This window comes from Paenibacillus wuxiensis, from assembly GCF_040195695.1.
GTDB lineage: Bacteria > Bacillota > Bacilli > Paenibacillales > Paenibacillaceae > Paenibacillus_B > Paenibacillus_B suaedae.
Window position 1 is genome coordinate 126,487 of sequence record NZ_JBEFZI010000004.1, and the last position, 14,786, is coordinate 141,272.

General features: G+C 43.3%; 11 protein-coding genes. 3 read left to right on the forward strand and 8 right to left on the reverse strand.

Annotation, left to right across the window (positions count from 1 at the left end; all coding sequences use genetic code 11):
• Positions 1 to 34: 34 nt before the first annotated feature.
• From ABN764_RS09645 to ABN764_RS09680, 8 genes are all read right to left on the reverse strand, one after another.
• The gene (locus tag ABN764_RS09645) at positions 35 to 691 is read right to left on the reverse strand and encodes an amino acid ABC transporter permease (RefSeq protein ID WP_446671730.1); all 657 of its coding nucleotides are present in this window, start codon (positions 689 to 691) and stop codon (positions 35 to 37) included.
• Positions 672 to 1,337, reverse strand: a complete 666-nt coding sequence (locus ABN764_RS09650) for an amino acid ABC transporter permease (protein WP_446671731.1) — start codon at positions 1,335 to 1,337, stop codon at positions 672 to 674. Before ABN764_RS09650 ends, ABN764_RS09645 begins: the two co-directional genes overlap by 20 nt.
• Before the next feature lies 1 nt (position 1,338).
• Positions 1,339 to 2,601: a threonine synthase gene (locus ABN764_RS09655; protein ID WP_446671732.1), complete on the reverse strand. Its 1,263-nt coding sequence runs from the start codon at positions 2,599 to 2,601 to the stop codon at positions 1,339 to 1,341.
• Positions 2,602 to 3,019: 418 nt separating this feature from the next.
• Positions 3,020 to 3,892 (reverse strand): ABC transporter ATP-binding protein, encoded by an 873-nt coding sequence (locus ABN764_RS09660; RefSeq protein ID WP_251488458.1) that lies wholly within the window; start codon positions 3,890 to 3,892, stop codon positions 3,020 to 3,022.
• Between the two features lie 5 nt (positions 3,893 to 3,897).
• Entirely contained in the window at positions 3,898 to 6,306 is a 2,409-nt protein-coding gene (locus ABN764_RS09665; RefSeq protein WP_446671733.1) for a hypothetical protein, read from the reverse strand.
• A 26-nt stretch (positions 6,307 to 6,332) separates the two neighbouring features.
• The gene (locus ABN764_RS09670; RefSeq protein WP_446671734.1) at positions 6,333 to 7,562 is read right to left on the reverse strand and encodes a hypothetical protein; all 1,230 of its coding nucleotides are present in this window, start codon (positions 7,560 to 7,562) and stop codon (positions 6,333 to 6,335) included.
• A gap of 96 nt (positions 7,563 to 7,658) precedes the next feature.
• Positions 7,659 to 8,063 carry a hypothetical protein gene (locus tag ABN764_RS09675; protein ID WP_446671735.1) on the reverse strand — a complete coding sequence of 135 codons (405 nt, stop codon included), beginning with the start codon at positions 8,061 to 8,063 and terminating at the stop codon, positions 7,659 to 7,661.
• A 452-nt stretch (positions 8,064 to 8,515) separates the two neighbouring features.
• A complete protein-coding gene (locus ABN764_RS09680; RefSeq protein WP_446671736.1) occupies positions 8,516 to 9,745 on the reverse strand; it encodes a hypothetical protein in 1,230 nt (409 codons plus the stop codon).
• Between the two features lie 624 nt (positions 9,746 to 10,369).
• On the opposite strand from ABN764_RS09680, the gene ABN764_RS09685 reads away from it, so the two are divergent.
• Genes ABN764_RS09685 through ABN764_RS09695 form a run of 3 tightly spaced genes read left to right on the forward strand, consistent with a single transcriptional unit; the run spans position 10,370 to position 14,769 of the window.
• Positions 10,370 to 11,962, forward strand: a complete 1,593-nt coding sequence (locus tag ABN764_RS09685; protein ID WP_446671737.1) for a restriction endonuclease subunit S — start codon at positions 10,370 to 10,372, stop codon at positions 11,960 to 11,962.
• A 16-nt stretch (positions 11,963 to 11,978) separates the two neighbouring features.
• Positions 11,979 to 13,502: a class I SAM-dependent DNA methyltransferase gene (locus ABN764_RS09690; protein ID WP_446671738.1), complete on the forward strand. Its 1,524-nt coding sequence runs from the start codon at positions 11,979 to 11,981 to the stop codon at positions 13,500 to 13,502.
• Positions 13,492 to 14,769, forward strand: a complete 1,278-nt coding sequence (locus tag ABN764_RS09695) for a restriction endonuclease subunit S (protein ID WP_446671739.1) — start codon at positions 13,492 to 13,494, stop codon at positions 14,767 to 14,769. The genes ABN764_RS09690 and ABN764_RS09695 overlap by 11 nt, the downstream gene beginning before the upstream one ends.
• Positions 14,770 to 14,786 lie beyond the last annotated feature (17 nt).

Sequence of the window (14,786 nt, forward strand, 5' to 3'; positions counted from 1 at the left end):
AATGCTTCCTCCTTTCTATTCAACCAGTGGGGTATTAGGATAGCAGCTTGTTCTCCAGCCTTCTTGATAGGGCAGATAACGGATAGCACAGTATGAAATAGAGCAGGAATAATGCGCCGTAAATAAGGACGGCCTCTCCTGTGCGCTCTATAATTTGCTGCCCCGTCTTGATCACTTCGGTTACGCCGATAAGAACAGTCAGTGATGTCGTCTTAATGATGCGCGTGTACACATTAATCGTAGGCGGGATCATGCGTCGCAGCGCTAGTGGAAGCAGAATGTATGCGTACAATTGCAGGGTACTGAGTCCAATCGCTTTGCCTGCTTCCCGTTGTCCCTGCGGTAGTGAGATGAGAGCCCCCCGTACAACCTCACCGATCTCCGTAATCCCCCATAGTGACAGCACCAGCACCGCACATACAGAGCTTGGAACATCCAGACCGAAGAAGATCGGAAGACCGAAGAAGAAAAAGAACAACCATACCAAAATCGGGATAGAGCGGAACAATTCCAGATAAGTACGGGTAATTAGCCTCAGCCACGGACTAGCAGAGGTACGCAGGGCTCCGAATAGAAGGCCGCCAATCGTGCTTAGCGCGATGCTCCAGATGGCGATAAGCCCTGTCTGATACAACCCCTTGGCAAGTTGGGGAAGCGATACGACAAGCAAATCAAGTCCCGAACTGGCCATACTGAAACCTCCTTTCCAGCCAAGACAGCACAAAGGATAATGGCAGGAACAAAAGCAAGTACAGGGCCGTCATCATGAGCAGCATTTCATAGGTTTTGTAGTACAGTGCAATGTAGTTCGTAGTCGTGTACAAAATTTCCGGCACGGCAACTGCAGATACAACCGTCGTCTCTTTCAGTAGAAAAATAAAGTTAGCAAATAAGGATGGCGTAGCAATTCGCAGCGCTTGAGGTAGGACGATGTCGCGAAACAACTGCCAACGAGACAGCCCGAGTGCCAATCCTGACTCCAACTGCGACTTGGGGACGGCCTCGATTCCAGCGCGGAACACTTCAGTCAAATATCCGCCGCCGAGAAACGTCATCGCTAGTAAGGCTGTGGTGTAGCTTGACATGCGAATTCCGATACTCGGCAGTGCAAAGTACAGGAAGAACAATTGAATCAACAAGGGTGTATTGCGAGCTAACTCGATGTAGGCACGTACAATGGCAGTCAATATCGGTACTCGGAAATACAAGAGAATCGAGTTGAACACGGCAACGAGCAGAGAAGCAGCGATTGCGGCTCCAGCAATTCCGATCGTGACTAGGGCTGCGTGCAAGAAGTCGGGCACATGCTCCAGCATGAAGGAGGTATCGAGTGTCATGTTAGCCGGTTTCCTCCCGTGAGGTGGACTGCCTGCTGGAGATAGTGCCTCTTCGGTTCAAGGAATCATCAGGCTCCAAGACAGGGATGCTGGTCTGGACGACATGCGGGTATTTCAAGCCGAGCCCGGTATTGATCGCAACGACGGTGTCGCTGTCCTGGATCCAGCCGCTATCACGCAATCGGCGTGCGGCGACGAATGTAGATGCGCCTTCCGGGCAGATGAAGGCTCCTTCAAGCTCAGCAATAAGGCGCTGCTCGCCCAACAGTGCGCGATCATCCACCGCAATTGCACAGCCCTCGGTTCGATAGATGGCATCCAATATTAGAAAGTCTCCTAGTGCCTTCGGTACATTGATGCCGAACGCAAGGGTAGAAGCATTCGGCCAAGGTATCGACTCGGATTGCTTGTTCTTCCATGCCTCGACGATGGGGGCACATCCCGCAGATTGGACAGCGACGAACCGAGGGAGCTTGCCTTGAACCCAGCCTAGTGCCAGCAACTCTGTCAATGCCTTATAAATGCCGATGAGGCCGACACCGCCTCCTGTTGGATACAGGATGATATCGGGCAGCTTCCAGCTTAGTTGCTCGGCAATTTCGAAGCCGATCGTCTTCTTGCCCTCGATCCGGTAAGGCTCTTTAAGAGTAGAGGCATCATACAGGCTGTCATCGTCGCTGATCGCTTGGGAGACAATTTTGCCAGCATCACTAATTAAGCCATTGACCAGATGGAGTCGAGCTCCTGCAATTGTACATTCACTGCGTGTTATAGCAGGGGCATCTACAGGCATGACGACTGTGGAACGTATGCCCGCGCGAGCCGCATAAAGTGCCCAGGCTGCACCTGCATTGCCATTTGTCGGCAATGCTAATTCCTCAACGCCGAGCTCCTTGGCCTTGGATACACCAACAGCCGCGCCGCGGGCTTTGAAAGAGCCGGTCGGCAGAAGCCCATCATCCTTCATATACAACTGGGGAATACCAATTCGGTGTCCAAGCTTGGGCAGGGGGAGGAGAGGGGTAAAACCTTCTCCTAAAGAAATCACATTCTGCTCCTGCTTGATAGGGAGCAGTTCATGATAGCGCCACAGGCTTGGTTCTCTTGCAGCCAGTTCGGAGCGTTGGACGGTTTCCTTCAGTTCATCCAACCGATAGGCTACAAGTAATGGGGAATCGCAAGCACATAGATGTGCCTGCCTGTGCGGGGAATAACTTGTTCTGCATTTCGGGCAATGCAAATGAGAGATATAACTGAATGACACGGTGAGCTCCCCTTTCTGCACATGCAGTAATGGTATTAGGAGCCTCCGTCGGTACGGTCAGCGGAATGATGTAACTTTGACTAACATCCAAAAATAAGTAATAAATGATTACCTCAATCATAAATACGATTAATCCAATTTGTCAACTCTGATTTATGAATTAAACATCCCGATTACGTTTAGGCAATAAAGGGGGATGGCTCTTACTGTCTCCTTCTGATACTTTTCTGATAGTTGTCCGTTATCGTTGGATTCATAGCAATACGCGATATACATGTCGAACAAGGATACAGATTTTATGCTACCAAAAAAGCAGGGGAGCCAATAGGTCAAAATAAAAATTAGATCCCTTCCCCTGCTTCTTATGAAACTATTGTATTTAATCGACATATTCCCTTTTGCTTAACTTCCACCCAAACTATTCAAATTGACTCAAATACAAGTCTTCCAGATTTGGCTGAACAAGCCTCGTTTCAATATTCATGGGCAACACGCCATTCTCGCTTATGAAGCGTACTTGTAAGCCTTCTGGCGTCGTCATAATGTTACTTACTTTATAATTTGTCTGTATCTGATCGAGTTGATCGATAGAAATATATGCTTCATATACGCTTCCTTCTATCGCTGTAACTATATGTTGTGGAGTATCTTTAGCGATAAGCTGACCATTCTTCATCAAAAGAATCTCTTTGGCTATAGACTCAATATCAGAGACGACATGTGTAGCGATAAGTACAATTTTATTTACGGCGATCGTTGAAATAAAGTTTCGCAGCCGAATACGTTCCTTTGGATCAAGTCCGGCGGTTGGCTCATCCAATATGACGATTTCAGGGTCATTCAACAGTGCTTGAGCAATGAGGATGCGCTGTTTCATTCCTCCAGAGTACGTGCTCAATCGTCGGTCTGCTTCGCTGGCTAAGTTAACGGTGTCAAGTAAATGCTCCACCCGTTGTTTGGTTTGCTTGGCGGGTAGACCTTTGAGTGCAGCGATGTACCATAGAAAGCGTCTTGCTGTAAATTCCCCGAATATTCCTTGCTGCTGTGGCATATATCCAAGAACATTTCGATAGGCTCGTCCAAGCTTGCGAATAGGCTGTTGATTATAGGTGATTGCTCCTTCGTCCGGACGAATCTGATCGGTGATCAGATTCATCAGTGTTGACTTTCCCGCCCCATTCGGTCCCAATATGCCATAAATGCCCGGTGTTAGTGTCGCGCTAACATTGCAGAGGGCGGTCTTCCTTCCACGCTGGTAACGCTTGGTCACATGCTGTATAGATAGTTCCATATTGCTTACTCCTTTCTCGTGAACTGTCCGTTATACTTTCTCCAGCCAAATACAGCGGCCCCAGCGCTTATGACAAGTAAACTGCCGAAGTAGGTGGCTGCCATCATCGTGGCGCTCTCATCACGAAGGAACGAAGTCAATAGGAACAGTCCATTGAATGTAACAGAAGCAAGTTGCTTGAATCCGATATATGCGAGCGCAAGCGGACTGATGAGTATCGCCGTTAGTAGCATTAAGCTAAGCGCCTGCTTGCGAACAAAGATCGAAAGCAGCTGGATAACAGGAATAAGCAGCATACAACCGAGCGCTTGCAGAACGTTCACAAGACATACATAATTGATGATCGACAGATTCCATGGCAATGTCTCAAATTGCTCTACGCTCTGGATCGATGCCGTCCAATCGATTGCAGGATAATGACGAGTGAGATTGATATACATAGGACTATAAGTCATCGCTAGCAGGACAAGACTCAAGCAAAGAGCGATAGCTAGCTTATATGTGAATAATCTACTCCTTCCGTGCAGCGTTGCTCGCAGCAAAAATACACTGTTATTGTGATAGTCTTGCGTGAATATAGGGCTTACCAATGCACATAGCAAGGATAGATATAAAATACCCTGCACAATATCTCTGGAAGGGCGGTCAAAGAGTTGATCGCTAGTCAGCTTATTAACAAAGCTGGCGGTATGCCCGGTTTGCGCTTGTATAGCTAACAAATATTGATATTGCTTTTCTACAAGGCGGAACGATTTCTCTTTATCCAGAAATATTTTCCATTCCAATTGTTTATCCTGATACGTTGACCGTGTAATTTCTCCTTTTATATACCTCTGTTCCCACTCTGCTTGCTCATTGCCCAATTGATTGAACCGTTGTCTTTCTGCCTCCATAAACACTTTTTTGTCTGATGTCAGCGGCCCCTGCAGCTTCATCAGATACTGATTGTAGATAGCTTCCTCCAGATTGTATGTGCGCGCCTCTGTTTGGATCATTTGCAGAGTCAGGAAGAGTCCAATCCCTAATATGATCCACGCTCTTCCTGTGATCATCAATTTATAGCATTCATGAAGGAATAGGCTGTTGGAACGGCGAATCCGGAATGTCCAGATGCGAATGTTTTGCCATACATTACTCCATGGAAGATAGATGCCAATGCTGCGTTGAAGCGTGTACAGCCAGAGAGCACCTAATGTACCTATAACAATGAATGATCCGCCCGTGATATAAGATAATGTTGCTTTGGAAGCAGGATACCCAAACCAATAAATATTGCGGTAATCGCTAATGAAGTTAAACGTATCGAGAAAGGCAACGGGATTAAGATACTTCAAGCTGTTCACGTAGGAATTAGGATGAATCTGCGTATAACAAATGAAGCTAATGCCAAGCATAGCCAACAGAGTTACATACACCGGAGTTGGACGCTGTGACCCAATAAATAATAAGGCCATCATAATGGCGATCAGTAAACAAGCAAATGATTTCAAAATGAGATATTGAAGGAGGTATTCCAACACAGTTAAGGGCTGTACCGCTCCTTGGAATGATGTCATCGACTGAATATATCGATTCCAATCCCCGAATTCATATAAATAATTGGCAACGAGCAGGATAGAGCCATAGAATAATAGGCTTAATAGGAGTGTCACGAACGTGAGTATGCCGAGCTTGACAGCGGCAGTGTCCAGTCTGCCGCGCCGAGTAGTATGTAATAAAGGCAGAAGCCCGGCTTCGCGTTCGCGATGAAAGATATATATCGTGATCAGAAATAGCAACACTACCACAGTTACATCCAATGGTGTAAAGGATGTGGAAGATACAATGCCTTCTTCAAGTCCAATCTGAAGCGGTAATTGTTGAAGCGGCGCAAAGTCTTTCAATGTTTTGTGAATGTTGCGAGAAGATGCATTATCCTGGAAAATAGTTACAGATAACATGTCGGCAGCTCGCTGCTGCATCTCTAGCATACGTGAACGGTAGTCGATTATGGCTTTGTATTGTTGTGCGATTTTACTGTATAGTAACAAGTCACGTTTTAGTAAATTATTGTTATTCACGTATGGACTGGACAAATATGCTGTGACCGCTTCAGGTTGCTGCTGTTTCTTTGCTTCAATTTCTTTTTTCCATTCCGGATTGTGGGTTGCAATGACAGCTTCGGATGCAAACAGATTAAATAATTCAAGTTCTTGCATCTTGCTGCTTGCAGTCCTATATCCTTCTTGGATGGGCAGGCTTTGATAGGTTGATTCAACAAGCTGGTAATGGTGCATGTTGCGTATGAGTGATCCATTCTGCTGCCATTCGGTATAGGTATACAGGGAAATATTCATGATGAGCAGAATAGGTATGAAACCTATGAGTAATTTCTTTGTCCCTATTTTATACAGCTCATAGTAGAGTAACCTCATGCTTGTCCCTCACATCGATGAATATTTTAGAAGTGCATAGGTGATTCAATAAACGGTTGAAAGGTTGCTTTTCCCGTTTCAATTTCATTTTTGTCTAGGATGTACATCGTATATATTTTTTTATCATCGTTGTAATCATTAATAAACATATATCTATCATCACCTACAAAATGCTGTTGAGTTGAGGATAACTTAGTCATATCTACCTTGTGGATCTCTTTATTGTTCTTATATATTTTCATTTCGTTGCGAATGTCCTTTGCCCGCTTTAATTGGAACCATGCAGGACGAACATAGCTGTAACGAACATCTACAAAATAAAGTGAAATAATGGAACTTGGTTTTATGTCGGTTTCTTGGATGTGTTCCCCCTTCAGATCAGAGCTATAGATTCGTAATGATCGAGGATCAGTAAGATCCGCATTGCTTCCCTTCACTGTAGGGTAGTAGTATGAAAAATACAATTTACTTTTATGGATGGAACCGATAGAAGCAAATCCATCATCTGTCCTTTCCCATGGTGATGATAAGGTAGAAGTAGCGAGATCATAACGCAAGGGGCGATACCCTTTGTCTGTAAACTCATGCATATACACTTGCGAACCATAAGGGATAATGTCGGAGATGTTTCCTTTTTTGAATTGTCCATCATATAAGATATTCGGTTCTTGAGACAAGTCGTCTAGCGGTAGGCGAAGGACTTGATATTTCCTTTGACTATTGACATCGTAATCGGTAACTCCATAGTAGATATAGCCGCGATGAATCGCAATTCCACTCAACATAGCATGAGGAAATGTCTTTATTACTTTGCGATTGGTTCCGTCGAGATCGAACTGAACGAGTTGGAAGATGGAGGAGGCATCTTTTTTACTTATATGACTTTCTGTTGTATATAATTTTCCTTTATAATATTGCAACAATTTAGGATGTATAGGGCCGACGTTGGCAACATAAGCATTGCAATTTTCTTCACTCTTCTCTTTGCTAATTAAGCAGGAATGATCAGGGCGGTTATCTAATAGCACAGGTTTCATCGTTTGTTTATCGGCATAATAGATATAATTTCCATTCAATATATAATATCCATTCTCTGTAGCAGTGACGAGCGCTGAACTCGTTTCTGCATGAAACATATAGGGGTAGTCGGTTTCGGCATTGAATTCATCACTCAGCGACTGCTTCGACGAGGAACAGCCGGATTGAAGGACTATAAGTAGAAACAACATAGAGAATAAGGCAAATGACTTGTTCATCATATCACTCCTAAACAGGATCAGGACTCTGTTCGAAGATAAGCAACTCATCCATTTGAACAGAGTCCTATATTATTCATGTAGTATTCAGGTTATTTAATACGTTACGGAAGTAGAGGCAGTCCAAGAATTTGAGCCGTAACCTACAAGGTGAGCAGCAGTTGCACTGAGAGATTCTGGGTTGGTCCAAGCTGAACTTGCACTCGCCGATGCACTTGTACTGTAAGCGGCAGTGTCACTTGCTTCTGCTTTATAAACAGAGCCCTTCAGACCCCAAGAATATTTGTAAACGACATCAACTTTACAGTATGCACGGTCTGAAGCAGAGGTGCTTCCATTTGCGTAGTCCGAGTGAATAGACAAGCTTGCAGACGTGCTCACGTCCCCAGCAGTGCCACTTTTGCTATCGCTTCTGGCAGCAAAGGCTCCTGTTGGCAACACCAGCATTGCGGACAACACTAAAGCGCCTAGCGCCATCCGTTTTTTCATTTTCTCTTTCATACAGAATCCTCCTAATCTCAAATATATTGATTATGTGAGTCATTCCTGATGAGAGGAAACAATGTTATGTTTTTTAATATATGTAATATTCTTCCAATTACAATCTAGCACTGTATCATTAAAAAGGCAATATATTTATTTCTGTGAAAGCCGCTATTTTTCCTAATATTTTCTGAATGAATTGTTTGATGAGTAGGCTAGTAAAAAACAATTTGCTGCTTGTAGTCTCATATCCTTCTTGGATGGGCTGGCTTTGATAGGTTGATTCAACAAGCTGGTAATGATGCATGTTACGTATGAGTGATCCATTCTGCTGACATTCGGTATAGGTATACAGGGAAATATTCATGATGAGCAGAATAGGTATGAAACCTATGAGTAATTTCTTTGTCCCTAATTTATACAGCTCATAGTAGAGTAACCTCATGCTTGTCCCTCACATCGATGAATATTTAGAAGTGCATAGGTGATTCAATAAACGGTTGAAAGGTTGCTTTTCCCGTTTCAATTTCATTTTTGTCCAGTATATACATCGTATATGTTTTTTTATCATCGCTGTCTTCATTAATAAACATATATCTATCATCACCTACAAAAGGTTGTTGAGTTGAGGAAAACTTCGTCATATCCACATTATGAATCGCTACATTGTTCTTGTATATTGTCATTTCGTTAGGAATGTTCTTTGTTCGATTTAATTGGAACCATGCAGGGCGAACATAGCTGAATCGATCATCAATATAATAAATCGAAATTATGGAAGAGGGCTTTATATCGGTTTCTTGGATGTGTTCTCCCTTCAGATCAGAGCTATAGATTCGTAATGCTCGTGGATCGGTAAGATCCGCATTGCTTCCCTTCACTGTAGGGTAATAGTATGAGAAATACAATTTATTTTTATGAATGGAACCGATAGAAGCAAATCCATCGTCCGTCCTTTCCCATGGTGATGATAAGGAAGAAGTAGCGAGATCATAACGCAAGGGGCGATACCCCTTGTCTGTGAACTCAAGCATATACACTTGTGAACCATAAGGTGTGATGTCTAAGATGGTTCCTTTTTTGAATTGTCCAGCATATAAGACTTCTGGTTCTTGCGACAAGTTGTCTAGCGGCAGGCGGAGTACTTGATATTTTCTCTGACTATTGACATCGTAGTCGGTAGCTCCATAGTAGATAAAGCCGCGATGAATCGCAATTCCACTCAACATAGCATGAGGAAATGTCTTTACTACTTTGCGATTGGTTCCGTCGAGATCGAGCTGAACAAGCTGAAAGATGGAGGATGCATCTTTTTTGCTTATACGACTTTCTGACGTATACAATTTCCCTTTGTAATACTGTAATAATTTAGGATGTATAGGGCCGACATTGGCAACATAAGCATTACAATTTTCTTCGCTTTTCTCTTTACTGATTAAGCAGGAATGATCGGGACGGTTATCTAATATTACAGGCTTCATCGTTTGCTTATCGGCATAGTAGATATAATTTCCGTTTAATATATAATATCCATTCTCTGTAGTGGTTATAATTGCTCCGCTTGTTTGTACGTGAAACATATAGGGATAGTCGGTTTCGGCGTTGTATTCATCGCTCAGCGACTGCTCTGACGAAGAACAACCGGATTGAAAGACTATGAGCAAAAACAACATAGAGAATAAGGCAAATGACTTGTTCATCGTATCACTCCTAAACAGGTTCAGGACTCCGTTCATAGAGAATCGCTTCATCTATTATGAACAGAGTCCTATACAATTAATGTAGCATTGAGTTCGTTATGAAGTATTAGTACGTAACACTAGTGTTGTCAGACCAAGAAGCTTGTCCACTAGCTACAAAGTGAGAAGAGTATGCTTTGAGTGACGTTGGATTGCGCTTCCCTGCTTTGGCAGTTGCACCTACACTTGTTTTGTAGCCATTGTCGGATTGATGAAAAACGGTGAGGGTAAATGTAACGAATGTTGATAGTGTTTCTGTTATGGATATTTTACCATTTTTTATTGACATTGTAACATTGACAGACATGAATTCATAAAGAAAAGCCATTTGTCCCATTATATTAAATTGGGCAGGTGGCTTTTGTTGTTGTCACTATGCATATTTTACGTGATTTTAAATTAATTGCCATACTAGGAATAAAGGCTTGAAATAATTCGTGAACTGATTCATTAGAAGTAAGTAAAATCCAGATTTTCATTCTATGAGATTAGTTTGTTGAATGAAATTGAAATTTGGTATTGAAATACTAAATTTAGAAATGGTATATTTAAGGTATAAATACCTAGCGGCAAGAAGGTGATGATTTGATCGAACAATTTTGGAATATTTGCTTGCTGCATGATATTTACACCAGAGATCAGCTTCTTCGCGAAGCATTGCGTGTAATTCAGACAAGGAAGAGTTTGGAACAAGATGCGAAAGTTCTTAGTCAATTGGAATCCGAACCGGAGAAGTTGTTCCAGTGGATGAAGGAGCATGTTGAAGTACAACAGTTAGGGCATTTTCCGGGCGATCGGGACTTATTCTTTAAATTGTATCATGTAGGTAAGCAGTTAGATCTACTAGAGTACGCGCTTCAAACCCTACAGCAAGACCGGTTAACCGGTACTGTCATCGTGCCTACGAATATAATGACGATGTTCATTGAGGTGTGCGAGCGGAAGCAGCACAAAAATATCCTTGTTGCAGAAGCAGAGAAATATATACGTGGTATATGGGAGACGCAATGTTACAAGAAGGCTTCTTATCAGATCACGTTATTGACCGAGAGTTATCTGTTGGCACAAGTATTTCGAACATACTTTGCACCTTATCCAAATGTATCGGTCATTCAAGGCACGACTTATCAACCGTTGCCTTTAGTAGATAAGTATGATGCTATACTGGCGATACCTCATTTCGGTATGAAAATAGATGAGCAAGAGAGCATAATGATCAGGGATTCGGAAGGTGTAGCGGTTCATCATTTGCTGCCTCTGCTGCAAGATAACGGGATTCTAAGCGTAACGCTGCCCGCACGGATGATGTTTCAAACTGGTGAATATGCGAGTTGGCGCAAGCAACTGCATCAGGCCGCACCTGTACATGCCATAGCATTACTTCCGGATGGACTTCTTCGCCCCTACACTTCTGTTCGCATGTATCAAGTAATGCTAGGAACAAGGATGCCGGAAGAAGTGAAGCTTTTGCAAATGCAAGCTAGGGGAACGGAGCTTGTCATCGAACAAGAAGCGGAGCTATCTCCCGATCATTTTGCTGCATTGGCCGATTGGCGGATTGATCTGCTGCTGGATAACAATCAGGATGCGCTGCGTGCATTTCGTGAAGCGCAAGTACCGAAGGTGAAATTAAGCGAGATAGCCGAAATCTTCCGTGGTAAGTCAATTATGAAAAATGATTTGAAGCCGGGCAAGATTAAAGTGCTTAATATATCCAATATTGATGATGGCGAAGTGACGCATGGACAACTTGACACGATTGACGAGGAAGAACGGAAAGTGAAGCGTTATGAGATTGTTCCTGGTGATCTAGTCATGACTTGCAGAGGCACCGTGACGAAACTGGCTGTATTTCCGCAGTGTGATTCTACGGTAATCGCTTCTGCGAATATTATCGTCATTCGGTTTAAGTCAACGATACGCAGCCATTACGCCAAAATCTTCCTGGAAAGTCCAACAGGCATGGCGCTTATCCAGAGCTATCAGCGGGGAACGACAGTCATGAACTTGAATCCGGTTGATGTAGGTGAGATTGAACTGCCGCTTCGTCCGGAAGCAGAGCAGGATGAACTGATTCAGCGCTATATTGAGGAAAAAGAACGATACTTGGCTGTCATCCAGCAGGCTACGGCTAGATGGGAACAAGTGAGGAATAACGTATACAGCGAGATATTCTAAGGGGGATTACTGAATTATGTCTACTGCGAATCTTGGATTTGAAGAGAAGCTATGGAGCATGGCGGATAAACTGCGTGGAAGCATGGATGCCGCAGAGTATAAGCATGTTGCATTGGGACTTCTATTTCTTAAGTATGTATCGGATGCATTTGAAGAGAAGTATGAAGCATTGAAAAATGAACCGTATGCAGATCCGGAAGATCGGGATGAATATTTGGCTGCAAATATATTCTGGGTACCGAAGGATGCAAGATGGAGCAATATTAAGAAAAATGCCAAGCAGCCGGAAATCGGACAGATTATCGACCAAGCGATGATGGATATCGAACGGGAGAACCCTTCATTGAAAGGGGTATTGCCTAAGGATTACGCTAGACCTGCATTGGACAAATCTCGATTGGGCGAAGTCATTGACTTGTTCTCTTTCAAAGTTGGGGATGAAGAGAGCCGTTCACAGGACGTACTTGGACGAGTATATGAATATTTCCTCAGTAAGTTCGCGAGCGCGGAAGGGAAGAACGGCGGCGAATTCTATACGCCTTCCAGTGTCGTACAGTTGCTCGTTGCCATGATTGAACCGTATAAAGGCCGCGTATATGACCCGTGCTGCGGTTCAGGCGGTATGTTCGTGCAAAGTGAGAAATTCGTGGAAGAACGTCAAGGGAAGCTCGGGGATATCGCGGTGTATGGTCAAGAATCGAATCCAACGACATGGCGTCTTTGTAAAATGAACTTGGCGATTCGCGGTATTGACAGCAACTTGGGGGAGAGTCATGCGGATACATTCCATAACGATCTTCACAAGAGCTTGAAGGCCGATTATATTCTTGCCAATCCGCCATTTAACATTAGCGATTGGGGCGGTGATAGGCTGACGGAAGATGCACGATGGTCATTTGGCCTACCACCTACAGGAAATGCAAACTATGCATGGATTCAGCATATGGTGAACAAGCTTGCTCCTAACGGCGTTGCGGGATTTGTACTAGCAAATGGTTCGATGTCTACGAGCACGACAGCGGAGCTGGAGATTCGCAGCAAGCTGGTGAATGCCGACCTCGTTGACTGTATTGTGACATTGCCAGGGCAGTTGTTCTATTCGACGCAAATTCCGGTATGTCTCTGGTTCCTTGCGAAAAATAAGACACCACGCGGATTGCGCGACCGCAGAGGAGAGATTCTATTCATTGATGCTCGCAAAATGGGGCATATGGTGGATCGGACGCATCGTGAACTGAGCGCAGAAGACATTAAGAAGGTATCCGATACGTACCATGCGTGGCGTGGACAAGCGGAAGCGGGAGCATATGAAGATGTGAAGGGCTTCTGCAAGGCAGCAAAGCTTGAGGAAGTGCAGGAGCATGAATATATTTTGACGCCGGGACGTTATGTCGGGATTGAAGATGTGGAAGAAGATAGCGAACCATTCGAGGATAAAATGGCGCGTCTGACGTCAGAGCTGGCGGAGCAGTTCGCGAAGTCGCGGCAGCTGGAAGATGAGATTCGCAAGCAGCTTGGGGGGATCGGGCTTGAGTTTTGATTCAGTGTGGGAGAAACAAAAGTTACATGATTTATGTCTAAAAATCGGTAGTGGTTCAACTCCAACTGGTGGAAAAGAGAGTTATAAACAATCTGGAATTAGTTTGATTCGAAGTCAAAATATTTATAATCATTTTTTTGCATATGAAGGTCTTGCTTTTATAGATGAGAATCAGGCAAAAAAATTAGACAATGTAACGATACAGGAGGATGATGTTTTATTAAATATTACAGGAGACTCCGTATGTCGGTGTTGCATTGTTCCTAAAGAAGTACTTCCTGCAAGGGTTAATCAACATGTATCTATTATTAGGGTAGATAGAACTAAAATTCATCCCTTTTTTGTTAAATCTATTTTGACAACAAATGCAATGCAGGGCTATATGCTCTCTTTAGCACAGGCAGGAGGAACACGTCACGCCCTAACCAAAGGAATGATTCAAGACTTTGATATTCCTGTTCCTGAACTAAATGAACAAAAGAAAATTGTTGATATTCTTTCATCCTTGGACGACAAAATCGAACTCAACAATTCCATCAACAAAAATTTTGAAGAAATGGCCCAAGCTCTATTTAAACGCTGGTTTGTAGATTTTGAATTTCCTAATGAAAACGGAGAACCTTATAAGTCCAGTGGCGGTGAGTTTGAAGAAAGTGAGTTGGGGTTGATCCCTAAGGGGTGGAGAATAGGTAAATCCACAGAGATTTTTGACGTACAAAGTGGAGGGACGCCTAGAACCAAAGTAACAGAGTATTGGAATGGTAATATTCCTTTTTTTACACCTAAAGATGCTTGCAATTCATTTTTTGTAATTAAAACTGAGAAAAATGTTACTGATCTTGGGTTGTCAAATTGCAACAGTAAGTTATATAAAGTAGGAACTGTTTTTATTACAGCAAGAGGCACAGTAGGGAAACTAGCAATGGCGGGTAAAAAAATGGCTATGAATCAGTCTTGTTATGCATTAATTGCGAAACCAGATTTTACGCAAGAGTTTGTTTATCTCAAAGTAAACGACCTAATTAAAGCTTTAAAAAAGAATGCTAGTGGGGCGGTTTTTGATGCTATTACTGTTTCAACCTTTCAAAACTTGAAGACCACCGTTCCTACTAGTGACATTGTTTCTAAATTTAATACTATTATTAGTGCAGTTTATTCAAATATATTAAAAAACGTAGAAGAAATCGAAAGTTTAATAAACATTCGCGACACCCTTCTCCCCAAGCTCATGTCGGGAGAGATTCGCGTACCGCTAGATCAGGCTTAACTACTTCAGGAGGTTGA

Excerpts from the sequence above, each read along its gene's own strand:
- ABN764_RS09645 (WP_446671730.1), bottom strand. The coding sequence starts at position 691 with ATGGCCAGTTCGGGACTTGATTTGCTTGTCGTATCGCTTCCCCAACTT.
- ABN764_RS09650 (WP_446671731.1), bottom strand. The coding sequence starts at position 1,337 with ATGACACTCGATACCTCCTTCATGCTGGAGCATGTGCCCGACTTCTTG.
- ABN764_RS09660 (WP_251488458.1), bottom strand. The coding sequence starts at position 3,892 with ATGGAACTATCTATACAGCATGTGACCAAGCGTTACCAGCGTGGAAGG.
- ABN764_RS09665 (WP_446671733.1), bottom strand. The coding sequence starts at position 6,306 with ATGAGGTTACTCTACTATGAGCTGTATAAAATAGGGACAAAGAAATTA.
- ABN764_RS09670 (WP_446671734.1), bottom strand. The coding sequence starts at position 7,562 with ATGAACAAGTCATTTGCCTTATTCTCTATGTTGTTTCTACTTATAGTC.
- ABN764_RS09675 (WP_446671735.1), bottom strand. The coding sequence starts at position 8,063 with ATGAAAGAGAAAATGAAAAAACGGATGGCGCTAGGCGCTTTAGTGTTG.
- ABN764_RS09680 (WP_446671736.1), bottom strand. The coding sequence starts at position 9,745 with ATGAACAAGTCATTTGCCTTATTCTCTATGTTGTTTTTGCTCATAGTC.
- ABN764_RS09690 (WP_446671738.1), top strand. The coding sequence starts at position 11,979 with ATGTCTACTGCGAATCTTGGATTTGAAGAGAAGCTATGGAGCATGGCG.